This is a genomic window from Paenibacillus sp. J22FR83, assembly GCF_059691955.1.
Window position 1 is genome coordinate 321,504 of record NZ_JCAUAM010000002.1, and the last position, 26,592, is coordinate 348,095.

21 protein-coding genes and 1 riboswitch are annotated in these 26,592 nt (G+C 48.0%); of the genes, 10 read left to right on the forward strand and 11 right to left on the reverse strand.

Annotated elements, in window-relative coordinates; all coding sequences use genetic code 11:
- Positions 1-424: 424 nt before the first annotated feature.
- Complete coding sequence (locus AC58PV_RS04950; RefSeq protein ID WP_497431158.1) at positions 425-5,971, reverse strand: Ig-like domain-containing protein; 5,547 nt, start codon at positions 5,969-5,971, stop codon at positions 425-427.
- Between the two features lie 379 nt (positions 5,972-6,350).
- On the opposite strand from AC58PV_RS04950, the gene AC58PV_RS04955 reads away from it, so the two are divergent.
- From AC58PV_RS04955 to AC58PV_RS04980, 6 genes are all read left to right on the forward strand, one after another.
- Positions 6,351-7,376, forward strand: a complete 1,026-nt coding sequence (locus AC58PV_RS04955) for a BMP family lipoprotein (protein WP_497431159.1) — start codon at positions 6,351-6,353, stop codon at positions 7,374-7,376.
- A gap of 95 nt (positions 7,377-7,471) precedes the next feature.
- A complete protein-coding gene (locus tag AC58PV_RS04960) occupies positions 7,472-8,971 on the forward strand; it encodes an ABC transporter ATP-binding protein (protein WP_497431160.1) in 1,500 nt (499 codons plus the stop codon).
- On the forward strand, positions 8,964-10,031 hold the full coding sequence (locus AC58PV_RS04965) for an ABC transporter permease (protein WP_497431161.1): 1,068 nt from the start codon (positions 8,964-8,966) through the stop codon (positions 10,029-10,031). Before AC58PV_RS04960 ends, AC58PV_RS04965 begins: the two co-directional genes overlap by 8 nt.
- Positions 10,015-10,938, forward strand: a complete 924-nt coding sequence (locus tag AC58PV_RS04970) for an ABC transporter permease (RefSeq protein ID WP_497431162.1) — start codon at positions 10,015-10,017, stop codon at positions 10,936-10,938. The genes AC58PV_RS04965 and AC58PV_RS04970 overlap by 17 nt, the downstream gene beginning before the upstream one ends.
- 74 nt (positions 10,939-11,012) lie before the next feature.
- A complete protein-coding gene (locus AC58PV_RS04975) occupies positions 11,013-11,690 on the forward strand; it encodes a sulfite oxidase-like oxidoreductase (RefSeq protein WP_497431163.1) in 678 nt (225 codons plus the stop codon).
- A gap of 1 nt (position 11,691) precedes the next feature.
- Positions 11,692-12,423, forward strand: a complete 732-nt coding sequence (locus tag AC58PV_RS04980; protein ID WP_497431164.1) for a nucleoside phosphorylase — start codon at positions 11,692-11,694, stop codon at positions 12,421-12,423.
- Between the two features lie 347 nt (positions 12,424-12,770).
- Here the strand turns inward: AC58PV_RS04980 and AC58PV_RS04985 are convergent, their stop codons facing one another.
- Positions 12,771-14,516 (reverse strand): ABC-F family ATP-binding cassette domain-containing protein, encoded by a 1,746-nt coding sequence (locus AC58PV_RS04985; RefSeq protein ID WP_497431165.1) that lies wholly within the window; start codon positions 14,514-14,516, stop codon positions 12,771-12,773.
- 219 nt (positions 14,517-14,735) lie between these two features.
- Positions 14,736-15,587 carry a sugar phosphate isomerase/epimerase family protein gene (locus tag AC58PV_RS04990; protein ID WP_497431166.1) on the reverse strand — a complete coding sequence of 284 codons (852 nt, stop codon included), beginning with the start codon at positions 15,585-15,587 and terminating at the stop codon, positions 14,736-14,738.
- Positions 15,588-15,729: 142 nt separating this feature from the next.
- On the opposite strand from AC58PV_RS04990, the gene AC58PV_RS04995 reads away from it, so the two are divergent.
- Together AC58PV_RS04995 and AC58PV_RS05000 are read left to right on the forward strand one after the other, a co-directional pair.
- Complete coding sequence (locus AC58PV_RS04995; RefSeq protein ID WP_497431167.1) at positions 15,730-16,581, forward strand: helix-turn-helix domain-containing protein; 852 nt, start codon at positions 15,730-15,732, stop codon at positions 16,579-16,581.
- Between the two features lie 50 nt (positions 16,582-16,631).
- Positions 16,632-17,021 carry an MmcQ/YjbR family DNA-binding protein gene (locus tag AC58PV_RS05000; protein ID WP_497431168.1) on the forward strand — a complete coding sequence of 130 codons (390 nt, stop codon included), beginning with the start codon at positions 16,632-16,634 and terminating at the stop codon, positions 17,019-17,021.
- 151 nt (positions 17,022-17,172) lie between these two features.
- Here AC58PV_RS05000 and AC58PV_RS05005 read toward each other — a convergent pair whose 3' ends face one another.
- The 8 genes from AC58PV_RS05005 to AC58PV_RS05040 form a co-directional block, all read right to left on the reverse strand.
- On the reverse strand, positions 17,173-18,288 hold the full coding sequence (locus tag AC58PV_RS05005) for an aminopeptidase (RefSeq protein ID WP_497431169.1): 1,116 nt from the start codon (positions 18,286-18,288) through the stop codon (positions 17,173-17,175).
- A gap of 3 nt (positions 18,289-18,291) precedes the next feature.
- The gene (locus AC58PV_RS05010) at positions 18,292-18,903 is read right to left on the reverse strand and encodes an ArsR/SmtB family transcription factor (RefSeq protein WP_497431170.1); all 612 of its coding nucleotides are present in this window, start codon (positions 18,901-18,903) and stop codon (positions 18,292-18,294) included.
- A gap of 668 nt (positions 18,904-19,571) precedes the next feature.
- Positions 19,572-20,231, reverse strand: a complete 660-nt coding sequence (thiE, locus tag AC58PV_RS05015; RefSeq protein ID WP_497431171.1) for a thiamine phosphate synthase — start codon at positions 20,229-20,231, stop codon at positions 19,572-19,574.
- Positions 20,228-21,070, reverse strand: a complete 843-nt coding sequence (gene thiD, locus AC58PV_RS05020) for a bifunctional hydroxymethylpyrimidine kinase/phosphomethylpyrimidine kinase (protein WP_497431172.1) — start codon at positions 21,068-21,070, stop codon at positions 20,228-20,230. The genes thiE and thiD overlap by 4 nt, the downstream gene beginning before the upstream one ends.
- A 383-nt stretch (positions 21,071-21,453) precedes the next feature.
- Entirely contained in the window at positions 21,454-22,221 is a 768-nt protein-coding gene (locus AC58PV_RS05025) for a thiazole synthase (protein WP_497431173.1), read from the reverse strand.
- 4 nt (positions 22,222-22,225) lie between these two features.
- Positions 22,226-22,429: a sulfur carrier protein ThiS gene (thiS, locus tag AC58PV_RS05030; protein ID WP_497431174.1), complete on the reverse strand. Its 204-nt coding sequence runs from the start codon at positions 22,427-22,429 to the stop codon at positions 22,226-22,228.
- Positions 22,413-23,642: a glycine oxidase ThiO gene (gene thiO / locus AC58PV_RS05035; RefSeq protein ID WP_497431175.1), complete on the reverse strand. Its 1,230-nt coding sequence runs from the start codon at positions 23,640-23,642 to the stop codon at positions 22,413-22,415. The genes thiS and thiO overlap by 17 nt, the downstream gene beginning before the upstream one ends.
- Before the next feature lie 15 nt (positions 23,643-23,657).
- Positions 23,658-24,263, reverse strand: a complete 606-nt coding sequence (locus tag AC58PV_RS05040) for a thiamine phosphate synthase (protein ID WP_497431176.1) — start codon at positions 24,261-24,263, stop codon at positions 23,658-23,660.
- A gap of 140 nt (positions 24,264-24,403) precedes the next feature.
- Positions 24,404-24,502: riboswitch (TPP riboswitch) on the reverse strand.
- Positions 24,503-24,685: 183 nt separating this feature from the next.
- Here AC58PV_RS05040 and hflK point away from each other — a divergent pair.
- Positions 24,686-25,693 carry an FtsH protease activity modulator HflK gene (hflK, locus tag AC58PV_RS05045; protein ID WP_497431177.1) on the forward strand — a complete coding sequence of 336 codons (1,008 nt, stop codon included), beginning with the start codon at positions 24,686-24,688 and terminating at the stop codon, positions 25,691-25,693.
- Positions 25,690-26,562, forward strand: coding sequence for a protease modulator HflC (hflC, locus tag AC58PV_RS05050; RefSeq protein WP_497431178.1), 873 nt, complete (start codon positions 25,690-25,692; stop codon positions 26,560-26,562). The genes hflK and hflC overlap by 4 nt, the downstream gene beginning before the upstream one ends.
- Positions 26,563-26,592: the final 30 nt, after the last annotated feature.

Genomic DNA, 26,592 nt, shown 5'->3' on the forward strand with positions numbered 1-26,592 from the left:
GAATAACTGGAAAATCTACAGCTATTTTCGGGATATTTCCTCATATACGCGATTTAACTGGAAAATATGTAGGTAAAACTGGCGTTTTTGCTCAGATCGCGTGAAATGATCCCAATTAACTACAGGTTTTCCATCTATTTTTTGGATGTTGAAGAAATCTCGAGATTTAACTACATAAAATCCATCTATTTCCTAGAACATAGAAGCTACACAAAACACCATCACCCCATCAACTCACCATTCTAGCTAGGTAATCCCATAACTAACTCCTTCCCATCCAAGCTACCTCAGCTCATAACCAGCGTCCCACGCATCAGCAAGCATCTGAAATCGAAGGCGGGGAAACTTCCCCCCAATCAAAAACAAAACCTTCGCCGCCTCTACAGGCAGCGAAGGTTCTTTCTTTTATTTCTACCTCAGGTGACTACTCACCGTACACCATCACCTCGGTGATCGAGGTAACGGTACTATTGTTATTGCCATTCACAGCAATGCGAATATGCCTCGCAGTTGTGTCTGGAATATCATAAATTTCATAGGTGCCCGTTACCTTGCCAGAGCTAGGCCCCTCGTAAATCGGCGTCCAGTTCAGCCCATCCGAAGACGCTAACAGGTTGAAATTAAATCGACGCTCGTTCCCGCGAACCCAGGAAATCCCGACATACGTCGCCTTCGTCTCGGAGCCTAGATCGAAATCAATCGTATTAGGTCCTCCTACGGACCAATACGTATTCGGATTGTTGTCTACTGTATTCGTCCCTGGCCATGCGTTGCCTTGCGGACCACTATCCGCAACATAGGTAATCGGCAGTACGGGAACATTCTCTAGAATGCCTGAGTAGACACCACGTGCCAAATCAATCAGATACTTACTTGACCTTGCAATCCCCTGGTCATCCGTCACTTCAACGATCGCCATTCCTGGTATTCCTGTCGCCTGCGTGATCGTAACCGTATCATTCGGATCTGCACTCACTGCTGTGATGACAGGCGTGCCTTGAACGGTGTATGGCAACTCTACCGCATACTTTTTCTTCAATGCCTCAAAGTTTGCGAGCGGCACGCCATTCAGCTTCAACTCGGACAGCAGCGCTGAAGGTGCTATGTCGATGCTCCAGTCTTGTAATGGCGTCACGATCGGCGTATCCGTTGGCACGTCTTCCGAAGACAACAGTGGCGTGAAACGCACGGCGATGGTCACGAAATCATTGGCTGCCGGGAAATGAATCGTCAATTTCTTCTGCCCACTATTGACGGCTTCACCTGCCGGTTTATTCGCTTGTAACGTTTTGGCTTCCATAACTTCGAAGCTTCCTGCACCTGGGGATACAAGTTGGGCGTACAATCGTTTCCCATTTTGCTTCAAAATAGCTGATTTCCCCCCCGCCAATATCGTTACCTCGGCTTCAGTATGCATGAACCAATAAAGATTAGAGGAAGCCTTCAATTGCACCTCATCCTGTATAAGGAACGAGCCGCGATCCTGACCAAACATCATGCCGCGCTTAGCATATACCACATCCTTGCGGTAAGCTGACGTCATATCCACAACGGCATACCCGCCTGCCGGCTTCGAATCGTAAGCAATGATAGGTGCTCTGGCATCAATCGCTTGATCAGGTCCTTCATCCGGATTAATAACGAGGGTATTGGACCCTTCCGCTCGCGTTCGGTAATAGTCCCAGCGATTCGGACTTTTATCTAGATGCACATAGGAATAGTTATATAAACCATAGTTATCCTTCCCGAGATCAACCGCCCAGCGTACACCAAGAGCATCCATGACGAACGTACCAATATCCAAATCGGCATGTGTCGAGTTGGTAATCGCGTAGTCCGTTATCCCTCCTTTTATCCCACCATAACTGCCATTCGGATCTTTCCATGAATCACGGAACGTAGCGACATTGTTTTTCAGACGATGATTGTACAAGGCATCCAAGGAGGCAGGATCACTACTTCCGAAAGTTCCTGGACGATACCAAATCAAATCAAGCGGTTCAGCCAATTTGTTCTTGCTATACGTAAAGTTCCGATACCAAGTCACATCTGGGGAATTCAGTAAGTCGGCAAAAAACAGCAACTGCGGCGTATCCACGAGCGTGTTTAGTGAATCTGAATAATTAAAAGGTCCATTATAGCTATGCAAATTAGCCATGAAACTCGACGTTTCGGCAATGCCTGGCTGATGGAAGAAACCATAGTCCGTGCCTAGATTAGTCCGCAAAGCCGAGATCATATAGGCTAAGTATTCTGTCGCATAATCCCAATAGCCTGTGCCTTCCGGCCAATCTCCCTGTTGCGCAAATACGCCAAGACCAACCTGAACAGAGGCGAGTGCACTTTGCAGCACGCTTTCGGCAGTGGGTCTCGCATCCGTTTCATCGCCGATGGTCAACGAAACTGCTGTGAGGCCGCCATTCACGACTAAATTCCAGTTGCTCGGTGAAGTCGTCCACCATACTTTGCTGCTATAAGCATCTTTCGCTTTCAGTAATACTTCTTGTAAGATGCGCGTTCGAAGATTATCCCGCTCCTGCTGCGTCATAGCCTCGTAGAGCCAATCATAGCCAATTGCAGCCACATTCCCCATTTCTGAAATGCTGAGAAAGTTAAGGAGTCCGCCATTCCAATTTGGATAGGCTTGAGAGTTCGCCATCAGGTTGAGTTGGGCGATTGCCGCAGTCGCATAGCTGGCATCATGGGTAATTTGATACATCAAAGCAAGCGGTTGAATACGTTTCATGAGTGCTTGGGCCAGCGGTAACACCGTAGCGCCTGCGGTCGTTGGATCCGTTATTGTATACGTAAGCAATGGATCGTCCAGCATGTCATCCGCGATGGCTTTGACTTTCGTGTACCATTCCTGCATGAACGGGTCCGTCTCGATAAGCCCACGAATACGATCCCAATCATCACTTGTCGCATACAACCGCGGGTGAGCAGCACCCGCTGCCGGTTGGCGCGCAATTAGTGAAGCGATCATCTCAGAGCCAGGTAATCCTACATAAATACTAAACATTGTGGTATCTGCACCACCATGCCCGTCACTTACACCAATTTGAAAGCGATCGTAACCTGTATAGCTCGTGCTTGGCGTATAAGTCCATGCCCCACTAGCGGAATCTAGGGTAAGATTACCATGTTGAGGTGCTTGATCGAGTTTTTTCTCAAAAGTGAGAACATCATTATCCTTGTCTTTTGCCTTAACAACGCCTGAAAGTGCTGAGTCGCGCACCGTTCCCAGACTAATTTGGACATTATCCATAACAGGCGCATCCTGTACGGGGAGGACGGTTAAGGTGATTTTAGAAAGTGCAAAGTGATCATGTCCGTCTGTAATTAGCAATGTAAAAGTATCTCCCCCGTTGAATTCAGCATCAGGATAATAGATCCACGAACCATCATCACGAATGGAAGCTGACCCATGCAATGGCTTTAGCAACACTGTGGAAGTCAGCGTATCCCCTGCCGCATCCGTAGCAAGCACAGCACGAGTCACGCCCTGATCTTCATTGACACTGACACTATCATCCGAAGCGGTGATATCTGTTTCTGTCCCAACAATGACGGTATAGGTAGCAAATCGTCCCTGCTCACCAGGCTTATGACTCTCCGACGACGCCCGGATGGTTGCGATGCCTGGAGCCATGCCCGTGACTGTGGCCTGCAAAGGATTCGTACTGTTGCCCGCTACTGAAGCGATGCCCGCATTGTCAGAAGTCCAGCTGAGCGACGGATTCGTGACCTCGCTAGGTTGCAATGTTGCGGTTACCACTTTGCTCTCGCCTATGCCCAGTTGACCGTTAACCTGATCCAATTGAATGCTCAAGACAGGTACCCAGGGGATAACCCTAATGTCGTCCGCCCAGAGTGTTCCCTTTCCAAGCTCGAACGCAACTTCCACGCGAGCACTAGCTGTAAATTCTGGTGCCGTTACAATGCTCTCGTAATAGGTCCACCCATTACTATCTTGCACACCAGTAGAAGGGATCACATCGAAGAAATTCGGCGCTGGCAGGACTGGTGAATTATCCGTTTTGAGATACAGCACCCGCAAGAAGACATTGCTTCCTCCGTTCTGCTGCTTCAGCCAACCACTGACCTTATAACTTTTGCCTGAAATGGCCTCATCGATAGGGTTATACACGACCGCTTTGCCCGGTAGGCTGGCATCAATTTTGAGGGAATTACTCCCTTCTTTCTTAATCGATGTATCTAAGGAAACCGTGGGTTTATCTGTTGAGTTAAAATAAAGCGTCCACCCGTATGGCTTGGCACCCGTCCATCCGGTTGTAATCGGTATGGTCGTTTCAAATCCGCCATTTTTCATCGACATGACATAAATCGTATAGGATTTCGTCCATCCACGTTCGATAGACGTTGCCGTAACGACCGACTTGCCCTGTGCTTTGGCAATGACACGGCCATCGTAACTCACATCCGCAATGTCAGGTCGTGACGAAGACCAGGTGACACGCTGATCCGTCGCGTTCGCAGGACTACCATAGACGTTCAGGGATACGGTTCCCCCGATGCTTAAGCTGCGTGTCAATTCGCCATCTTCTACGAGACCTGCTAGAGGCACCCAGGGGATAAGCTGCATATCATCAAACCAAGCTTTGCCCGTACCTGTCTCATAGTACGCATAGAGACTAGCATTCAAAGTCCCTGTCGGGGCTTGGAATAGGCCTTCATAGCTCTGCCAATTCGCAGTCGTCCCTTTCACAGCTGGCGTTGGTCCGTAAACAGTCCCTAGCACCGTACCGCCAGACCCATTCCAGTTCAAACGAAGTGAAGCGCCTGTGCCTGTAAGGGCCTCAGTTTTTATTCGGCCGCTGAGTCGATACCAGCCTCCTGCCGTTACGGGAATGTTCCTTTGCACAGCGGAAGCTTTGCTATTGACCGTTGCGCGAATACCTAGGGCATGGCCGCCGCTGCCATACACGGCATCATCCACAGTAACCGTCGGACTTCCATACGCTGCCGATGCTGCCCAGTCGGCAGCTTGCCAGTCTGTGAAGCCATTTCCTGAACCCGCTGTAAGGGTTTCGAAGCCCCCATTTTTCAGCAGACTCGCTTGCGTCACAATCACCGTGTAGGAAGCGCTGAGTTTATCATCCTGGGAAGCGACCGAAATTTTCGCTGTCCCCGGTATTAGCCCTGTGATCACACCGGTGTTATCGACAGTAGCCACACCCGGATTCGAGGATGTCCATTTCTGCACGAGATCCGATGTGTTGCTAGGTGTGCGCACGAGCGGCGCTGCTTGAACGCCCCCCACCTGCATCATGCCTGAAGGTTCCAGGAAAGATAGTCCTTGCAGCGAGGTGTAAGGCTTGAATTGCACATCGTCGATCCAGACATTGCCGGTAACGCGATTGTATTCAATATCTATGCGTGCGGTCGCAGCATCCAGCGGGGCAATTGTAGATGATGTATAGGTCTTGAAATCTGTGATATTTCCACGGACTGGTGTATTCTCAGGCGTAATGTAGTCGGTCTTAATGACGCCTCCTGCTGAATTTAAATAGACAGCACGAATGTTCACACCAAATGTATTGTTGTCGCCCGTCAACACTTGAGTTTTGAATTTGGCCGACATCCGATACTCTTGACCAGGCACGATAGGAAGATTGCCTTGGTTAACAGTTAACCTACTCTTGTTAGGAGCCGGGGAACTAATCTTCAAAGACCTTAAGCCATCGGGATGATAAATCGTATCTACCGTTACCGTTGGGGCGACGGTTGTGACCGTGGGATCAATCCAAATCCCCCATTTGTCTGCAGTTCTTGTTGTCCAGCCCGGTTGCACGGTCGGTGTCAAATTCTCGAATGAGCCATTCTCGATCGCATTCATCTCTTCCGCTTGCAGGGCAGGGGGACTTATAGCTCCCATGCCTGGTGGCAACAATAAGCTTGTTAGCATCATGACGAGCAATGCCAAGCTCCCTCTTCTTTTTCCTCGCATCAATGAATCACCCTCTTCTCCAAATATAGCGCACGTTTAAGCGCTTACATTTATACTAAAGTGTCACGCTTGTCCTGCCTATATCACGTTCTACAGGGCGATAAACATTTCTTCATTTGGCGAGTAAACCGATATTCAGCTGCACTATCCATGATTCAGATTTCTGCCTTACACCTGTTACTACTGGTAGTTTATTGAAAGAGATGGATTGTGCTCGTACATTTTAGTATAATAACGGTTAGACTTTCGATTTTGTAGAATTTTGAGTGATTTTGTCGAATCGGAAAATAAACCCTTTGACTATATCCGAGTTTCTTAGTAGGATATAATTATGTCATTGGTTAATTCATACATAAATAGATTAGGGGAGAGATCCATTATGAAAAAAGTTATTTTCTCAGTTCTTGCCGCAACTGTCTTACTAACGGGCTGCGGAGCCGCCAAAACAGAAACAGCATCACCTGCAGCATCCGGTGCACCAGCAGCGAAGTCCGATAAAAAGATTATCCTGATTACGCCTGAGAAAATCGGTGTTAACCCCTTCTTCACACAAATGGATGAAGGCGTTAAGAAAGCTAGCAAAGAATTTGGCGTTACGGTTAAAACGGTTGAGTCCGCAGATGCGAGCGCGATTGAGCAAAACTTGCGCGCAGCTGTTGCCGACAATTATGATCTGATCATTACAAGCTCCTTCACAGCTGAAGATGCACTCAAAAAGGTAGCTACTGAAAATCCGAAGAAATCTTTCGCGATTATTGATACGACTGTTGATCTTCCAAATGTGCGCAGCGTTGTCTTCCGTGAACATGAAGCAGCTTACTTGCTTGGAGCAGCAGCTGGTCTTTCTACGAAGAAGAACATTGTAGGTATGGTTGCAGCCGTTGATATCCCACTCATTAAGAAATACACCGTTGGATTCCAAGAAGGTTTGAAAGCAACGAACCCGAATGCGAAATTCATCGTTAACTATGTAGGCAGCTTCACAGATCCAGCGAAAGCCAAAGAATTGGCACTAACGCAATTCTCGCAAGGTGCTGACTTTATCGCAGGAGCATCCGCTGTAGGCGATCTTGGTGTATTCGAAGCAGCGAAAGAAAAAGGCTTCTATACATCCGGACAAGACATTGACCGTACACTAACAGATCCACAGCATATCGTGCTTTCCCAATTGAAAGGAACAGATGCTGTTGCTTACCAAACCGTGAAAGATTTCGTAAATGGCACGTTCAAATTCGGTGCTGTTGACTACGGCTTGAAAGAAGATGGCGTTGGTCTTACATTCGTTACAAGAGAAACAACATCAGCTCTAAGCCCGTTCGTTGGACAAGATGTCATTACCAAAGTAAAAGCTATCCGTGATGATATCGTTTCTGGTAAAGTAAAAGTAGAAAATCCAGTCAAATAATTTTGTTTCATAATCGCATATATGTTTGACCTGGAAACTGTTTACGGAGACGTAAGCAGTTTCCTCATGTCTAGGTAGAGGAGCGAAAAACCGTTATGCTGCTTCAAATGCGTCAAATTACGAAAACATACGGCGATTTAACAGCGAATTCTGGCGTTGATTTCTCGCTGCGTCAAGGTGAAATTCATGCATTAGTCGGGGAGAACGGCGCTGGTAAGACCACCCTAATGCGCATCTTGTACGGCATGGAGCAGCCTACGGCCGGTCATATTCTTTTGAACGGCAAGGAAGTAGCTTTCACCAATCCCACAGATGCGATTCGACATGGTATTGGGATGGTGCATCAGCACTTCATGCTCTTCCCTTCGTTTACGGTGGCTGAAAATATCGTGATTGGCAACGAGCCGAAGTCTGGTGTGGCATTTGACCGTAAAAAAGCCATCACACAGATTGAAGAGCTATGCGCCAAATATCGTCTCCCTATTGATCCGCGCCTGAAAGTCGCTGATTGCCCACTCGGTTTGCAGCAACGCGTCGAGATCTTGAAGGTGCTATATCAAGGCGCAGACATCATAATCCTAGACGAGCCTACTGGTGTGCTCACGCCGCTGGAAGCCAAAGAACTTCTCGTCATTATGAAAAGCCTAGCTCAACTAGGCAAAAGCTTCATCATCATCACGCACAAGCTCCATGAAGTCATGGAAGTGGCAGACCGCGTTACTGTACTTCGTGATGGTAAAATGACAGGTACTGTGGACGCAGCTGCCACGAACGTTGAAGAGCTCTCCAAGCTCATGGTTGGCCGAGATTTGAAGCAGCTTAAGAAAAAAGATCTGACTGTCGGTCAAACCGTCCTTCACGTTCAAGACATTTCCATTCATGGTGACAAAGGAAAGCCTGTGCTGGATCGAGTCAATTTGCAGGTGAAAGCGGGGGAAATCGTTGGTATTGCGGGTATTTCAGGCAATGGTCAATCGGAATTAATACAAGCCATTTCTGGACTCCAAGCGATTGATCAGGGAGAAATCCACTTATTAGGGAAGCCAGTTCGGGGGCGCTCCGTTCGTGAAATCAGGGAAATCGGACTTTCCCATGTACCAGAGGATCGCTATCAATGGGGCGCAGCCAAAGAAGGAACTGTGTTAGATAATGGCACGATGGGTCATCATAAAACCAAAAGACGCTCTGGTCTTCTTAACGGAAAAGAACTCCGCAATATGGTTAGCGGCTTCATCCAGCAATTTCAGATTAAAGCGGGCTCCCAAGATGCCAAAGTGAAGTTTCTATCCGGAGGGAACTTGCAGAAGCTTATCGTAGCGAGGGAACTTGCACAGGGACAGCCCTTTTTGATCGCCGCTGAACCGACTCGTGGTGTAGATATTGGCGCCATGGAATTGATTCATGAAGAACTTCTTCGCAAACGGGACGACCAAGGCGCTATATTACTAGTTTCCTCGGAATTGACAGAGATTTTACAATTGTCCGATCGTATCTTGGTCATGTACGAAGGACGAATCGTGGGCGAATTATCCGCCGCAGAAGCAACAGAGGAACAAATCAGCTTATGGATGGCAGGGGGAACTTCACATGCTTAAAAGACTGTTCAACCTAAGCGCCTGGATTCAGCCGCTGCTTGCCATTGTCATCGGGTTGCTCGGCGGTGCGATTGCCATTCTGCTCATTGGCGGATCCGTCGTCGAAACGTACACCGAAATGTGGAAAGGTGCCTTCGGCAACTTCTTCTATTTCACGAATACGTTAACACGCGCTACTCCGCTCATTCTTGTTGGGTTAGGTGTATCGATTGCATTTCGTGCTGGATTCTTCAACATGGGGTCTGAAGGCCAAATGATTCTTGGTGCCCTATCCAGCAGCATCGTTGCTCTTTACATGCCTGGGCCTCCGCTATTTAAATTGCTAGCCGCAATTCTTAGCGGCATCTTGGCGGGCGGAATTTGGTCGGCCTTCGCGGGTTGGCTGGATGCGAAATTCCGAATGAATTTGATTATTACAACCTTGTTGCTTAACTATATAGCGGCTTTATTCGCAGGATATATCGTCGCATATCCGCTCAAAGATACATCAGGTTCAGCTGCACTAGCCCAAACGATGATGATCGATAAAGGCGTATGGCTCCCCAAATTGTTTCAAGGCATGAGCATCCATGGCGGCTTTATTATTGCGATTGTACTCGCCATTCTCCTATTTCTATTCATTAAATATACCGTTGCTGGTTATGAGGTCCGCATGCTGGGCTACAATCCGTTGTTCGCGGCTTATGGCGGGGTAAATAGACGCAAAGTCATGCTGACGAGTATGTTTGCCAGCGGCGGTTTCGCGGGACTTGCTGGCGCCGTTGAGGTGCTCGGTATGCAGTATCGCTATACGGATGGCATGATTTCGAATCCTGGCTATGCTTGGTCAGGCATCATGGCAACCTTGCTCTCCGGCGCGCATCCATTAGGTACAGCGCTTGCTTCCATTCTGCTTGCAGCCTTGCAAACCGGAGGCATGGGCGTTGAACGCAATACAGACATTCCACTGCAAATATCCAGTGTCATTCAATCGTTGCTCATTCTCTTTGTAACAGCCAAAATCAGCTTTACTCTATGGAAACGCCGGAAAGGAGGCAAGGGCGATGCAGCATCTTCTTGATGTATCTTTATTCAACTCCATGATTCGCATGGTCGCTCCGATTCTTCTCGCAGCACTAGGCGGAGCCATCTGCTCGCGCGTCGGCTTGTTTAACGTCGGCCTAGAAGGATTCGTCTTGGTCGGTGCCTTCTCTGCGATTGTCGGGAATTACTATACAGGCAACGTTATCTTAGCCGTGCTCATCGCCATTGCCGTCACCATGCTGTTTTCGTTGATTTTTGCTTATATGAGCATCCATCTGCAGGCGAACGTCATCGTGGTCGGTATCTCATTTAACTTTCTAGCCCTAGGCTTAACGGCATTTTGTTTGAAGGCTATTTTCAACGTAAAAGGTGCTTATTATGATAAAAATATGATCGGACTGCCGAAGTGGGACATCCCCTTCATTCAAGATATCCCAGTCCTTGGCGGGATTATATCCGGGCACTCTCCGCTTGTCTATCTAGCCTTCGTGCTGGTGTTCGCGCTACAGTACTTGCTATTCAAATCCGTCCTCGGCTTCCGCATGATCGCTGTCGGTGAAAACCCTGTAGCCGCCAAGAGCATCGGCATTAAGGTCAATCGGATGCAGTATATCGCTGTACTCATCTGCGGTGTCCTCTGCGGACTCGCTGGTGCACAGCTGTCTCTTGGACAAGTGACCATGTTCACCGAAGGCATGACGGCTGGCCGCGGCTTCATCGCGCTCGTGGCCACCATGCTGGGACAAGCCAATCCGATTGGCGTCATGGCGTCCAGCTTGTTGTTCGGTTTAATGGATGCGTTCAGTATTCGCCTTCAAGGCTTCTCATTACCAACCCATTTCACTCAAATGCTGCCTTATATCGTGACATTGCTTGCGATGCTTTTCTTCCGTAAGAGCAATTACTTAGCAGATGCCCAGAAAGCGAATGGCAGTTCGCGTTAAAACACTACCAAGATATGTTTAGTAATGCTTACGAAGTGAGTTTTCCTAAAGGAAAACTTTAAGGAGGATGGCAGATGCCTAGAGACACCAAAGCGGAGCGCATTAAGCGCATGCAAATCCCCGCTGTAGACGTTCCACAAGAGCTTGCTGGTCGAGTTCCACCTGGACAAGCTGTTACGGACCGCTTTCCCATTCTGCATGAAGGCGAAGTTCCCAAGTACGATATGGCCGCATGGACGCTGCGCGTTTTTGGCGAAGTCGTCGAAGAGAAAACATTCAGCTATGATGATATTTTGGCTTTACCCCGTACACAAATTCAGTGCGATATCCACTGTGTAACCCGTTGGTCCAAGCTGGATACGGTATGGGAAGGCGTGCGCTTCCGAGATTTCCTTGAACTGATTGATGTAAAACCCGAAGGAAAGTATGTTATGATCCATGCGGACAATGACTATGAAACGAACGTTCCACTCGCAGATCTCATGGGTGATAATATCCTATTGGCAACGACTTTCGATGGCGAGCCACTCACGCTCAAGCATGGTTGGCCGCTTCGCCTTGTAGTTCCGCATTTGTATTTCTGGAAAAGTGCCAAGTGGATTCGAGGCATTGAGTTCATGGCGGAAGACCGCGAAGGCTTCTGGGAACGCAATGGCTTCCATAATGTCGCAGATCCGTTCCAAGAACAGCGCTTCTCCGGCGAAGCTATTCCAATCCCCGAAGATGAGTGGGTCAGAAAGGAGTTCGATTAATTTGCTTTTATCCATCTTACAAGTCAATTCGGAAGACTTAACTCCCTATGCGATCGTGTGCGGTGACCCGTTCAGAGCGGAAGCCATTTCGCGTAAGCTGGACAACGTGCGTGAGCTTTCTTTCTCCCGCGAGTATCGGACCTTCGTAGGCGCTAAGGATGGCGTCCCCATCACCGTCGTGAGCCACGGTGTCGGGTCCCCAGGAGCAGCGGTATGCTTCGAGGAGCTTATCAAAGGCGGTGTGAAGACACTGATTCGCGTCGGAACCGCTGGATCCTACTCTGCGGACGTACCGCCAGGAAGCCTCGTTGTCAGCACAGCCGCGGTACGTGAAGAGGGCTTAACTCGCCAGCTAGTGCCTCACGGTTTCCCCGCGGTAGCTGATCACGCTGTTACTCGCGCGTTATATCAAGCCGCTTCTGAGACCGATGGGCTCGTGAAGCAAGGCATCACCGTTACCTTGGATGCTTTCTTCCAAGGGGTCGAGGAATTCCCTCACCGCAAATATAAGCAAGCTGGCGCCTTAGCGGTCGAGATGGAAATCGCCGCGCTCTATGTTATCGCTTCGCTGCGCGGAGTACGTGCTGGTGCCATCGTCGCTTTGGATGGCTATGCCGACGCCGATCTGCGGGAAGTGTACAATCCGCATACGGATGTCGTTTCTGGCGCTATCGAGCGAGAGATTGACGCAGCCATTCTTGCGATGGTGAAGTTGCATACGGAAAACAACTAACGCAAGCAATGAAAGACCGTTCAGGCTCCTGAACGGTCTTTCCGTCTGCGTGTGGCAGCTGATTCACCACTAACTTCCCACCTACTTACCTACTCTCCCGCTCCCCGGTAATCTTCCATCTGTAATCTCCCACTACTCCCCGTCCTCAACATCCCCCGTCAAAAGTGCAAAAATACAACTTTTTCCGCGATTTCAGCGCTTTCAACTGAAATAAGTGCGAAAAGGCATCTATTTAGCTGAGATTCAGCGATTTCTCGCCGATCCATGCCAAAAGGTTGCACTTTCGCACTTATTTACCCACTTTTTACTTCTTATCCTCAAAAAAGATGCTCTTTTGCACTTTTGCATTAAAGCAATTTAATCAATTCTTCTAGCTCTTCAACCAGCACTTTTGCCTGTTCAAAATCAGTACTTTTCAAAGCCAACTCTATTTTCATTTCAACTGCTTTTTTATTTTGTTCCGCTTCTAAATAGCCTCTATCAAAATGATTAGCATAAATCATCTGCCTAAATTTGCGCATGCTCATTTTTCTAATCGTTTTATCGTCAATAATTAACACATAATCCATACCATTGACAACCGAATAGAAATCATGAGAAATCATGATAATCGCACCTTTGTAGTCTTCAATGGCTTTATCCAATGCGATTTGTGTATAGGTATCCAAATGGCTTGTCGGTTCATCCAGGAGCAATACGTTTGCTTTACTGGCAGAAACCTTAGCCAATTGAAGCATATTTTTTTCTCCACCAGATAATGATCCTATCTTCTGATTAACGATTTCTCCTTCAAAGCCATAATTTGAAATAAACGATCTGACTTCATCATACGTTTTAAACCCAGCATCGATGAATTCTTCTAGTATGGTATTAGAATCCTGTAACACTTCGCCTTGAATCTGAGATAAATAGGCCACTTTAGCATCGGCATGTAGTTCAATGGAATCCTGATTGTTTTTAAAAATATCACGAAGCAGCGTCGTTTTCCCGGCACCATTTGGACCGATAATGGCCACTTTATCCCCAGACTTTATCTCAAAGTTAACATTGTCTAGAAGCAGCTCATCAAAGGCAACACGATAATTTTTGACATTGACAACAATGGTGTCTTCAAGTTCAATTTCATTTTCGATTCCAAAACTGATATTCGGTTGCTTAATTTCAACAAATGGCGCTTTAATTCGACGCGCTTCCAATCTTTCTTGAAATCTAACTCTAGCTTTTAATGCTCTCCCTCTAGATGCTTCTGAGTTATACGTGGCGATAGCTCTAAGATTATCAATAATGTTATCGTATCTCTCAATTTCTTCTTGTTCAGCGACTGCGATCTCTTGCAGCTCAATTTTAGTCTGAAGCAATGAGAAGTTGTACGCGATATATCGCCCGTCAAACTCTTGGATCTCCATGTTCTCGAGGTGTATGATTTTGTTAAAACAATGATTCAATAAATAGCGGTTGTGCGTAACAACTAGCAGCATTCCTTTGTGAGAATTAATCAGATTTTTAAGCGCATTTAAATTTTCAAAGTCTAAAAACACATCTGGTTCATCCATAATTATTACATCTGGCTGACTAAGCATTTCCTTCATCACTTGAATAAGTTTAAACTCGCCGCCACTCAGGTCGGATAGGCTAAGATCTTTCAGCTTCATGAGATTCGCTAGATTTAGTTTCTTCAGAATATTGCTTTCAAAATCAGCCCCACCGATTGAATCAAATGTGTCTAAAGCCAATTGATACTTTTCTAATAAGGCATCCATATCCGATGTTGTTTCCATTTCCGTACAAATAGCTGTGATTTCATTTTGTATCCCAATAAATTCTTCTCCTAAATATTCGAAAACGGTTGTTTCTTTCCCTTTGTCGAATTGCGGGAATTGACTGACATGCCGAATTTGGCAAGTTGGGTCTATTTCTAATTTGCCCTCAAACAAATATCTTTCTGGATCCATCAGTATATCGATCAGTGTACTTTTTCCACTGCCACTTGTTCCTATAAAAGCACAATGTTGTCCCTCTTCAAGCGTAAATGAAATGTTAGTATATAGTTCTTTTTGCGGGAATGAGAAGGATAAGTTTTCAACTTTGATCATCGTATTACCTTTCTTTGACACAAATTATTAGATATATGGAAGAGCATAGCTCTCGCGTTTACCGTTGTTAGAATAACACTTGTTACAACCAACTTCAATCCAATTACACGAATGTTGTTCGTTCGTTGCATGGAATGCCATTCACTAAGCAGCAAAAAAACCTTCAACCCCACTTTCCGTGGTTTTGAAGGTTTCTCGTTTCGCTTATTATATCCTAACTTACGCTAACCATTGCTTCACTTTCGTAGAGAAGTTATTCAACATCTCAACCGTGCCGAATTGGCCGCTGAAGTCTTCAATGCCCAGGTAACCGTCGTAGCCAACCGCTTTCAAATCATCAAGCACTTGCTTCCAGTTCACGATACCCGCATCAATAGGTGCCCACTCGCTCTTCCAAAGCTTAATGCCGTCTTGCTCTTCACCTGAAAGCGTCCATGCTGCATTCTTCACATGTACATGTGCTAGGTAAGGTCCTAGCAATTCAAGACCCATACGGTGGTTCTCGAATCCTTCGTGCACCATGTTGCCCGCATCATGAAGCACACCAATGTTCTCTGGTTTGAAACCAGATACGAGTCTATGAGCTAGTCCAGCGCTTGCAGTGATCGTATTGTGATGCGTCTCGACTAAACCTTTGACACCATACTGCTGGGAAAGCTCTTGCACATGGTGAAGGTAGTCCACAGCTTTGGCGAACAAATCATTGTAGTTCTTGCTTTTATCATAACCAGGTACACCAACGCGGATGAAGGGAACGCCCATTTTTTGAGCTGCTTTGAAAACATTCTCCGTTTCGGCTACATCACAGTTGTTTAGATAAGGCGTAATGCTCAGGTTCACGAGGTTTTCGTTCAGAGCCGCTTGCTTAAAACGATCAAGTTCTGCATCCGAAGCAGCAGGATCGATCGAACACAAATTATTTCCCCAGAAAGAAGGCTTCTGTCCTACCGCGTCTGCTGGGATATCTTTGAAGCGCCACTCAATACCAGTGATACCAGCGGCGGCAGCAACCTTAGTAAGTTCTTCCGGCGTCAAGTCAGGTGTAGCTACAGTAAATACGGATAATTTCATATATATGCCTCCTTAAGGATATAAGCAAGATCCATTGCATGTTTATCTCTCCTATATTTTGCAGTATAATAAAAACGTATTCATTGCATTAATTGGGCAAAAGTTTGCTAATATTGACTAGGCTCACAGAGGAGATCTTCACATGCAGGAAATGTACAAGAATCTCGATCAGCTGTTGACTTTTCGACATGCCGTAACCCATAATCCAATACCGTTAGACTTCCACCAGCATCAGGACCACTATGAAATCTATTTCTTCCTTACTGGCGATGTTCACTATTTCATTGAAAAGCAAGTATATCCCTTGCAGTACGGGGACTTGCTGATCATGCATAGTAATGAGCTGCATCGCCCTAATTTCCAATCGAAGAAACAGCGCTATGAGAATGTTGTCATTCATTTCAATCCAGCACTGCTGGAGCATTTTAACTCTCAACAGTTCGACTTGTTGGACTGCTTCAATAATCGTGTTTTTGGTGAGCAGAATCGTATGAGGTTGACACCACCGCAAATTGACGACATTATGAAACTCTACGATCGCATGGAAATGCATCGTCGGCCTCAGGCCTTGCCAGGTTCAGAGATCCTTTATTTTGCAACCTTTATTGAGTTGCTCGTATTCATTAATCGGATCTTCCAGAACCAAGGGAAACAAGAGGAGCAAGTCATGATGCCAGATAAGCTCTCCTCACTCTTCGCCTACATTGATGAGAATCTAGATCAGGACCTGTCGCTCGAGGTACTCGAACAAGTCGTCTTCATGAACCGTTCTTACTTATGCCGACTTTTCAAAAAGCATACAGGCAGCACCATTCATGAGCATATCTTGTTCAAGCGCATCGCCAGAGCCAAACACTTGCTGCGCGAAGGCTCAACCGTAACCGACACTTGCCAGCTAGCCGGCTTCAACGATTATTCGAACTTCATTCGGACTTTTAAAAAGGCCGTCGGCCTCCCGCCTCGTCAGTACCAGTCTCAGCAAAGACGAGTGTAATAAGTAGCCACTGCTCTAGCAATTCAAATCTATGCTTAGGAGTGATCCTTGTGTCGCACCATCAGATTACCTCGCCGGAAGGGTTGGCGCTTCTTGCTAGAATCCGTGATTTTTGCACGAAACTGCCGGTAGTAGATGAAAAGGTTGATGGCTTTGGTCACACTACTTTTCGTGTTAAAGACAAGCCCTTTATATTCATAGGTGAGACCGATGGCCAAGTCTCCACATCGTTCAAAACGAACCTAACCACCCAAGAGTTCCTCTTAAGTCAAGAGGGCACGGCTTATAAGAAGACACCCTATATCGGCCAGCATGGCTGGGTTAGCATCATGAACGTTGAACGAGTGCCATGGTCAGAGATTGAAGATTTGATCCTTGAAGGGTACGCACGAACAGCACCTAAGAAGATTGTTCAGCAGTTGAAAGATACGATGGCATAAGCACCCGAAATATAACTGTATAAAATCCATCTAGTTGCTCAAGCGCTCTCTGTCAGGCGCACCGCACCGTATGTGTACGATACTTCACGCAAAAAAAAGGTTGCCCAGGTCATCATTCATGACTTTGGCAACCTTTTGACTATGTAGAACCTTATTTCAGGTTCTCTGGATTCAATACGAGAAGTTCAGGCAATACGAAGATACCGTCCTTACGGATCAACACATCGTCAAACCAAATTTCGCCGCCGCCATACTCAGGACGTTGAATATTCACCATATCCCAGTGCAGTGAAGATTTGTTGCCGTTGTAGGCATCATCATAGCAATTACCAGGCGTGAAATGGAAGCTGCCGTCGATTTTCTCATCGAAAAGAATATCTTTCATCGGGTGTTGGATGTATGGATTCACCCCAATTGCAAATTCACCAACATAACGTGCGCCTTCATCCATGTCGAAAATCTCATTAATGCGATCCGTATCATTCGCCGTCGCTTTAACGATTTTACCATTTTCGAAATGAAGCACCACGTTCTCGAAAATAAAGCCGTCATGTGGCGAAGGCGTATTATAGGAAATGACACCATTCACAGAATCCCGCACAGGAGCGGAATACACTTCGCCATCTGGAATGTTAAGCTCACCATCGCATTTCACGCCGCCGATGCCTTTGATCGAGAACGTCAAATCGGTACCTGGACCGACGAGACGTACTTTGTCTGTGCGATCCATAAGCTCTTTGAGCGGATCCATCGCTTTGGACATTTTGCCATAATCCATCGTACATACATTGAAATAGAAATCCTCGAACGCATCCGTACTCATACTCGCAAGTTGAGCCATCGAGGACGTTGGGTAGCGAAGAACAACCCATCTTGTATCCTTCACACGGACATCAAAATGAACCTGTTGATAGTACACGGAATTGTAAAGCTTCATCCGATCCGCCGGAATATCCGACAGCTCATAGATATTCGCTCCGCCGCGAACCCCTATGTAACCGTTCATTTGTTTCATTTGGAAGGCATCGGCATCCGCCCATGTTTGCATTTGAGCTTCCGTACCGTTCATAACGAGCTCACGAATCACAGCATGGTCGCGCAAATTAACGAAAGGATGTGCGCCCGCGGCGTGCACCTTTTTGACGATCTCTTTGACAAGAGCAGAGTCAATTCCATAAGCTTCAATTAAAATATTTTCACCTGGCTGTGCTTTAACTGAATAATTGACCAATACATCAGCAAGTTTGGTTAATCTAGGATCCAGCATGTGTTATCTCTCCTCTTCATTAGCGGGTTCGATGGGGTCAAAACCTCTTTCATGTGTCTGAAAGCCGACCGTCGTCAAATAGAACCATTCCCCATTCTCCTCTTGTTCGGCATCTAGTTCATAAATAAGTGCGCGGAATTTACTTACCCATTCGGTGTACTTCGCTCTACTCATTTTGACTTCAACCTGCGTCATGATAATCGGCCACTGGGATCGGTCTGGCGATGGAATTTGAAACGCCTCTTCGGGGGCATTAATCGCTCTGTTTCTAGCATGTCCAAGTACACTTAATGTACGTTCTCGATAATAATTTTCTACCTCCGAAACATACGGGAGCAAGTTCTCGCTAGGCACAAAACCACGTGCTACAGCACGATAAAATTTTTGCACAATGCCATTCTTAAGCTCTGTACGAACGACGCAAATCAAATTATGACGCTCAAGCTCATTCAAATGATAATGCACTTTGGCACGCGCCATCCCTAATAGTTTGGCCAACTGCTGTCCCGTATAAGCTTTCTCTATGAGATAAAGCAGTACTCTAGCACGAAGTGGATCACTAATTGTTTTGAGTTGTTCGAGTTCTTCAATGATATAAACAGGCTGCAGTTTCATCGTGGATCCGACCTCCCTCTCCAGTACCAAGATTAACGAATGTACCTATGCTAGAACGAGCTTTATCTCGAAAAAGCCTTGCTACAAGCGCTTCTTGGTTATCTTATAATCTCTTAAAGAGATTAATTAAACGACGGTCAAATCTTTTTAACCGTATCATAATGCTAAACAGAATCTATGTCAATTGCGGCTTCTGTCCATTAAAGGGAGTACGCGACCTTAAAACACAGTGACATTTCACCGCTTTAACGGATTACCGAAATTAAGTCTTTCTACTATGGTAGCAAAAAGGGACGTTTCTGTCACCATAAAGGTAGAAACGTCACCAATAAATACCAAGATATTTGGTACTGCGCCATTCAAATGGCATTCAGTCATTTATGAACTGTACAAATTTAATAGTTTCAGTAGTATCTGGGATGATAGGATCAGGGATGAGGGCCACGGAGTTACTATTTCGAATACACATAAACAGTGATTTCGAATGACATAATGAGCGCCACGGGGTTACTTTTGCAAATACACATGACCAGTGATTTCGAATGATAAAATGAGCGCCACGGAGCTACTTTTTCGAATACACATGACCAGTGATTTCGAATGACAAAAAATGTTTTTTGTTAGTTGTTAGTTTCATCGTGGATGATGGGGTACAAGGGGGCTCACCACTACAAGAGAAGCAGCGAACGCAAAGCCGCTGCAGCTTCGCGCGGTGAGCGCGCACTAGCGATGGCGCTCACCACTGCAACGCCATCCGCCCCTGCGCGGATGACGGCGCCCGCATTCGTGGCATCGATCCCCCCGATGCCCACTAGCGGCAGCTGGATGCCGCCTGCGCGCATCCGCATAATGCTGGCTGGCCCCTGGACCTCACGCGCATCGAGCTTCGTGCGCGTGGCGTACTGGGGGCCTACGCCTAAGTAGTCGGCGCCTTCAGCCAGCGCCGACTGGGCTTCGCCCAGATCGTGGGCCGACACGCCCACGATCATGTTCGGCAGCCGCTCGCGCACCGCGGCGGCTGGGGCATCCTCTTGGCCGATGTGAATCCCATCGGCCTCAAGCTCTAGAGCCAACCGTTCATCATCGTTCACGATGAATGGTATCCCGCGCTGCGCGCAAAGGCGGCGCAGCCGCGCGCCTAGCGCGAGCAGCTCCAGCCCCTGCAGGGCGCCGGGGCCCTTCTCGCGCAGCTGAAACATCGTGATGCCGCCGTCGATGGCGGCTTCCAACACTTCATACGGATCTCCCCCGCCACAATTGGGGCTGCCCATCACCAAATACAAACGCAGCGCCTTACGCAGCTCTTCCGCAGTCAACATGGCGCTCATCGTGCACCTCGCGTGGCTGTCTCTTTCAGAGCAGCGCCCCGCACGCCCTGCTGATAAGCCCAATGATTCGTCGGTCCATGCCCGCTTCCGATATGTAAAGGCTCCGAAATCGCTGCGTGGATGAAGCTTTTGGCCAACTGCAGAGACGCCTTCGTCGTAAGGCCCTGCGCCAACCCCGAAGTCACAGCTGCAGCAAATGTGCAGCCCGTTCCATGCGTGTGCTGCGTGTGCAGCCTTTTAGTCGTAAATTCGGTAAAAGAAACGCCATCAAACAGTAAATCCGTCGCATGCTCGGTATTCGCTTCATGGCCGCCTTTGATCATCACATGCTTACAGCCGTAGGCGTGAATTCGTCTAGCTGCCTTTTGCCGTGAGTCCGCATCCGTAATCTGCATGCCACTGAGTACTTCCGCTTCGGGGATATTTGGTGTTACCACATCTGCAAGTGGCAGCAACTGCTGAATCATCGCGTCAATCGCTTCCTGTTGCAAGAGTGAAGCTCCACCTTTGGCAATCATCACCGGGTCCACAACGATCTGTTTCCACGCATAGTTCTTAATCGCCGTCGCGACAATACGAATAATTTCCCCGCTAAAAAGCATCCCTGTCTTCAACGCATCCGGTCGTAAATCTTCTCCAATAGAAGCCAGTTGGCGTTCAATTGCCTCCCCGCTCATCGGATAAACCCCTTGCACACCAAGTGTGTTCTGCGCGGTGACAGCCGTAATCACGGACATGCCGTATACACCGAGCTCCTGAAACGTTTTCAAATCCGCCTGAATGCCGGCACCACCACCGCTGTCTGATCCGGCAATCGTCAATGCTTTGTGAATCGCCACGTTACTCCCCCTTTCCGACTCAGCACTCCAATCAAGTCCAAATCCAAGTACCACTCAAGTCCAAATCCAAATCCAAATCAAAGTCTACGTCTCCAAAGTTGCAAAAAGGCATCCTTTTCCGACCAAAACGCCTCAATTTCATAAAAAAGTGCAAATCTGCAACCTTTTCGCTGCTTTCACAGCAAATTGAACCATTTGCCCCTAAATAACTGCCTTTTTGCAACTTTCAGGTCATTTATTGCCTCAATGGAGTGAAATAGATGCCTTTTTGCACTTTTCAAACAAATAGGCCACTGTTGGATGAGGAAAACACTGCGACTCCGAGTAACAATGAACCTTGAATTTCCCTTACAACTGACTCATCTACTCAACCCCACACGACCCTACGCTCGACTCAATCCATCCATCGGAGAACTTGCCGACGCATATCGCTTCTTCGGAATCCGCCCTGCCTCAAAGCCTGCGCGTCCTGCTTCAATCGCGAGTTTCATGGCGTAAGCCATTTTGACAGGATCCTTGGCACCTGATACGGCCGTGTTCAATAGCACGCCGTCGGCGCCCATTTCCATAGCTAATGATGCGTCGGAAGGTGCGCCAATTCCCGCGTCCACGATCACAGGTACTGTTGCTTGCTCGATGATGAAACTCAGGTTCAGCGGGTTAATTATCCCTTGCCCCGTACCAATCGGTGATGCACCAGGCATAATGGCATGTACGCCGAGTGCTTGCAAACGTTTAGCTAGCAAAACATCATCCGATGTATAAGGCAACACGATAAAGCCTTCCTCCAGCAGCATTTCGGATGCTTTCAGCGTTTCCACGGGATCGGGGAGCAGCGTCATTTCATCGCCGATCACCTCGACTTTGATCATGTCGCACAAGCCAGAGGCTTTCGCTAAGCGCGCGATGCGCACGGCTTCTTCTGCTGTTTTGGCACCAGCTGTATTCGGCAGCAACGTGAAGTTCGACGTATCCAGCATCGACAGGAAATTCGGCTGACTCGCCTCAAAAATATTCATTCGACGAACCGCAAAGGTCAGAATTTGCGACTCGGAGATATCCACCGCTTGTTTTTGAATCTGAAAATCTGGAAACTTCCCCGTACCTAGCAGCAAACGTGAACGAAATTCATATGGACCAATTTTTAACATGTCTTTATCCTCCTCCAACGAAATGAACGATCTCAATTTTGTGGCCTTCCGCCAGCTCAGCACCAGCGTGATCTTCTTTATGTAAAATGGCTGCGTTATGCTCTACCACGAGCATTTTGTCGCATAAATCGAAGTGGGCAAGCAGCTCCACGACGGTTCGAATCGTATCGGGTACGTCCACCTGCTGACCATTAATGTGCAGTTTCAATGCTTATCAATTCCTTTCCTTGGGCTGAAAAAGGTTCCTGACCCTCGTGACTGTTACTCACCCGCTCGGTTCTAGGGGACAGATCAGGGCTGAATGCATTCAGCCAAGGAGCTATAGATGCTTTCCCCTGCTCACCTGCGCCATCTCCGCCCAAAATCCAATCCGCCATCACCTTTCCGGTGATCGGGCTCAGCAAAATTCCGTTGCGGTAATGTCCGCAAGCTGTATACAAGCCCTCCACCGTCGGCACTTTGCCGATGTAGGGCAGCCCGTCGGCGGTCTGCGGGCGCAGCCCCGACCAAGCCTTCTCCCACTCGGCGTCGCCGAGCGCGGGCATCAACTCCCTCGCGCGCTCCATCAGCTCGGCTAAGCCCGAGAGCGACACCTTGCGGTCATAGCTGTGCGGCACGACCGTCGCGCCGACCACCAGCCGTCCGCCGGCTTTCGGAACGATATAGCACCCTGGCGAGAACAGGGTTTTCTTCAAGAGAGGCTTCGGCGTCCTCACGGAGAAGCACTCGCCTTTCACAGGATACATCGGCAACTCGATGCCGATGCTCCCAAGCAGCTGACCGCTCCACGTGCCTGCGGCGACGACCACGTGGTCGCCGTAGAGCGGACCGGCGGCCGTCTGCACGCCGATGACCCGCTCCTGCGCGGTCAGCAGCCCTTGCACCCCGGCGAACGGTTGCACCTTCGCCCCAAGCACCTGCGCGGCCTGCGCGAACGCGGCCGCCAGCAGCGGAGCATCGACCTGCCCATCGCTGGGCAGGTACAGGGCTCCGCGCGTCGCTGCGCTCAGCGCGGGTTCCAGGGCCGTGGCTTCAGCTGCGCTGAGCCACTGGGCCTGCTCGCCCGCGGCGCGCTGGAGCTTCTCCCGCGCGCGCAACTCCGCCTCTTGAACGTCGCTGAGCGCGACGTTCAAGAGCCCCTCACGGACGAGGCCGATGTCGATGCCCGTGAGTTCTCTCAGTTCCCCGCTCAACTCGGGGAACATAGATCTACTTAGACGCGCCCACTGGAACAGGGCGCCCGTGTCTTCCATCTCGGACTGCGCGCCGAGCATGCCTGCCGCCGCAGCCGAGGCTTCTGTGCCTAGTTGACCGCGCTCTAGCAGCGTGACGGACTGCCCTCTTTTAGCCAAGTAATAGGCAATGGATGTACCGATAACACCACCGCCAACGATGATGACATGGGATCTTGTTGCTGACATTTCGCTCACCTCTATTTATTGAAGCTCATCATGATAGGCTAGAACGGCTCCAAGCGGATCCGCTGCTTCCCATATTCCGCTCATCACTGCGATGCCGGATGCTCCTGCATCCAGAACCGATTGGACTCTCGCAGGTGTCATCCCGCCGATTGCAATGACAGGAATGTTCACCCCATTAACTACTTGTCTTAACTGCTCCAGACCCCTAGGCGGCACGCCTTGCTTGGAGTTTGTCGCAAAAATATGACCGAACATGACATAATCGGCTCCTTCTTTCTCACGCCAACTCGCCTCAACCGCCCCATGCACAGAGACTCCGATGCGCTGTATGCCCCGGCACAACTCATCCTGAATAACCAAAGGCGGCGTCGTACCTGGCAGCTGGAGTCCTCCTGTTTGCAAAGCCAGAGCGATGGAGGGAAAACCGTTAACGTACAGGCTTTTCGCCGGAATTCCTTGCTCTACTATGTACTGAATGCCGATGAACACTTCATCCAAGGATTTCGTTTTCTCCCGAATATGAATCGCTGTGACATACGGGTGAATCTGCGCCGCAATCTTTGCGATCTCAGACCATGCCATCTTCCCACTCGATATGACATGCAGCTCTTTCTCAGACATTGAAGGCGACTCCTCTCCACGAAATCTCACTATTTTTAACCATGTGAATCATCTCGACTGTGCAAATAAATACAAAAAAACCACTTTCCTCAGGAAAGTGGTTGTAGGCTGCCTCATCATAAATAACAATAAAATCGGCTCCAAAGCTCGTTCCACTTTCCTCCGCTGGCATAAACCAGATCAGGTTCAAAGGGTTCAGTCTACACTGTCTCAGCCTCTCGGCGCCCCTAGGGATTCATTCGTATGCGATTACTACTCATCATAGCATGACAGCCAACTCTTGGAAATACCAATTTTCCATTTTCATTGGCAGTGCCCTAACCTTTCTCAATTTATTGAGAATTAACCTCATCTCCCTGAAACCATTTCCAATACTTCCCGTATAGGACTATAAGTAAAACTTATATTAAGGGGTGTTTGCCATGGAACCGTTTGTACTGCCAGAATCTGATCGACGAAGACCCTCCTCCCTCCCGCCAGGCTTGATGACCAAAATTGTAATCGGCCTTGTCATCGTTCTCGTTCTTATTTTCGGATCTTCCACTTTCTACACAGTACAGGAGCATGAGAAGGCGGCTATTCTCACATTAGGTAAATATACGACCGAGAAGGAGGCTGGGCTTCACTTTAAACTCCCTTTTCCCATTCAACAAGTGATTGTATTACCTGCCAAAAAGACACAACGCATCCAAATCGGCTTCCGTGAAGCTGGTGGTAAAATTACACCCGTAGATGAAGAAGCGATGATGATTACGGGGGATGAAAATATTTTATCCGCTGATGCCGTAGTGGAATGGAATATCAGTGACATGCAGAACTATTTGTACAATATTGATAATGCTGAATTGTTCTTACGCAACTCGGCAAGTGCAGCGATTCGTTCGGTAATCGGCGCGACGGCGCTAGACTTTGCCATTACTGAAGGAAAAACTGAGGTCCAAGGCAAGGTTAAGGAGCGTTTGATTGAAATGCAGACGAAATATCAAACGGGCATTCATATTATCGATTTGAAATTCCAAGATATTGAGCCGCCAGCGGGCGATGTGCAGAATGCTTTTAAGGATGTAACGAACGCACGTGAAGAGAAAAACACGAAGATAAACGTGGCAACAAAATACGAGAATGATATCCTTCCTCGGGAGCGCGGTAACGCGCAGGCACTGATCGAGAATGCCGAAGCTCAGAAGAAATCACGGATTTTGAATGCACAGGGGGATGTTGCGAAGTTTAATGCCCTCTATGCGGAGTATGCCAATAATAAATCAGTAACCGAGAGCAGGCTTATCATCGAGACGTTAGAGAAAATATTGCCGAATGCCAAAATTTTCATCAGTGACAGCACTGGCGAAACCGTTAAATATTTACCAATCAATGAGCTGTTGCGTACACCTGCTGCTGCAACAGGTACGACTGGAGGGACTGCGAAATGACCGTACAAAATAAATGGATTCTGAGATCCATCCTTGGTGTCGTTCTCGTCATTTTCTTCCTGATTTCCATCTTTATTGTGAAAGAAGGCCAATACCGCGTCGTTCTTAAATTCGGAGAAGCTGTTCGTATCCAGACAGAACCTGGTATTCATTTTAAAATTCCGTTCATTGAATCGGTCCGCACGCTTCCTAAATATCAGATGGTGTATGACAGCAAACCTACTTCCATTCTGACCAAAGATAAGAAGCCGATCGAAGTGGATAACTATACGGTATGGCGCATTGATGATGCGCAGCAATTCTTGCGCACGATTCAATCGATCACTGGCGGGGAAGAGCGGATTGATGCCGCTGTGTACAACACCGTCCGACGGAAGTTGTCGGAGATCAATTACAGCGATATTATCAGCGAAAATACGCAGCGCGGGAATTTGAACGATGAGATTACGAAGGAAGTTTCGGATTTGATGGAGCGCGATAACTACGGCATTCAGATCGTTGATGTGCGCATCAAGCGTACGGATCTACCTGAGTCCAACAAACAAAGCGTGTACAAACGGATGATCTCTGACCGTCAATCCATTGCGGCGAAGTACTTGTCCGAGGGCGATGAGGAGTCGAAGAAAATCACCTCCAAAGCCGATCGCCAAGCAAGCGAATTGATCGCACAAGCGCAAGCGGATGCGAAGAAAATTGTAGCCGAAGGCGAGCAAGAAGCGGCTAAAATTTATAACTCCGCTTACGGCCAGGACCCTGCTTTTTACAATTTCTACCGTACGTTGGATAGTTACTTGGTGTCATTTCAAGGGGAGCCCGTCATTATGCTGCCGATTGATTCCCCGTACACCAAAATTTTACTTGGTAAATAATATTATTACGCCACAACTAGGTACAACCAA

Bases quoted from the DNA above. Each gene is read 5' to 3' on its own strand.
- hflK (WP_497431177.1), top strand. From the start codon at position 24,686: ATGGAACCGTTTGTACTGCCAGAATCTGATCGACGAAGACCCTCCTCC.
- AC58PV_RS04970 (WP_497431162.1), top strand. From the start codon at position 10,015: ATGCAGCATCTTCTTGATGTATCTTTATTCAACTCCATGATTCGCATG.
- thiO (WP_497431175.1), bottom strand. From the start codon at position 23,642: ATGTCAGCAACAAGATCCCATGTCATCATCGTTGGCGGTGGTGTTATC.
- AC58PV_RS05025 (WP_497431173.1), bottom strand. From the start codon at position 22,221: ATGTTAAAAATTGGTCCATATGAATTTCGTTCACGTTTGCTGCTAGGT.
- AC58PV_RS04990 (WP_497431166.1), bottom strand. From the start codon at position 15,587: ATGAAATTATCCGTATTTACTGTAGCTACACCTGACTTGACGCCGGAA.
- AC58PV_RS05005 (WP_497431169.1), bottom strand. From the start codon at position 18,288: ATGCTGGATCCTAGATTAACCAAACTTGCTGATGTATTGGTCAATTAT.
- AC58PV_RS04965 (WP_497431161.1), top strand. From the start codon at position 8,964: ATGCTTAAAAGACTGTTCAACCTAAGCGCCTGGATTCAGCCGCTGCTT.
- thiE (WP_497431171.1), bottom strand. From the start codon at position 20,231: ATGAGCGCCATGTTGACTGCGGAAGAGCTGCGTAAGGCGCTGCGTTTG.
- AC58PV_RS04975 (WP_497431163.1), top strand. From the start codon at position 11,013: ATGCCTAGAGACACCAAAGCGGAGCGCATTAAGCGCATGCAAATCCCC.
- AC58PV_RS05010 (WP_497431170.1), bottom strand. From the start codon at position 18,903: ATGAAACTGCAGCCTGTTTATATCATTGAAGAACTCGAACAACTCAAA.
- AC58PV_RS04955 (WP_497431159.1), top strand. From the start codon at position 6,351: ATGAAAAAAGTTATTTTCTCAGTTCTTGCCGCAACTGTCTTACTAACG.
- hflC (WP_497431178.1), top strand. From the start codon at position 25,690: ATGACCGTACAAAATAAATGGATTCTGAGATCCATCCTTGGTGTCGTT.
- AC58PV_RS04950 (WP_497431158.1), bottom strand. From the start codon at position 5,971: ATGCGAGGAAAAAGAAGAGGGAGCTTGGCATTGCTCGTCATGATGCTA.
- AC58PV_RS04985 (WP_497431165.1), bottom strand. From the start codon at position 14,516: ATGATCAAAGTTGAAAACTTATCCTTCTCATTCCCGCAAAAAGAACTA.
- AC58PV_RS04995 (WP_497431167.1), top strand. From the start codon at position 15,730: ATGCAGGAAATGTACAAGAATCTCGATCAGCTGTTGACTTTTCGACAT.
- AC58PV_RS04960 (WP_497431160.1), top strand. From the start codon at position 7,472: ATGCTGCTTCAAATGCGTCAAATTACGAAAACATACGGCGATTTAACA.
- AC58PV_RS05040 (WP_497431176.1), bottom strand. From the start codon at position 24,263: ATGTCTGAGAAAGAGCTGCATGTCATATCGAGTGGGAAGATGGCATGG.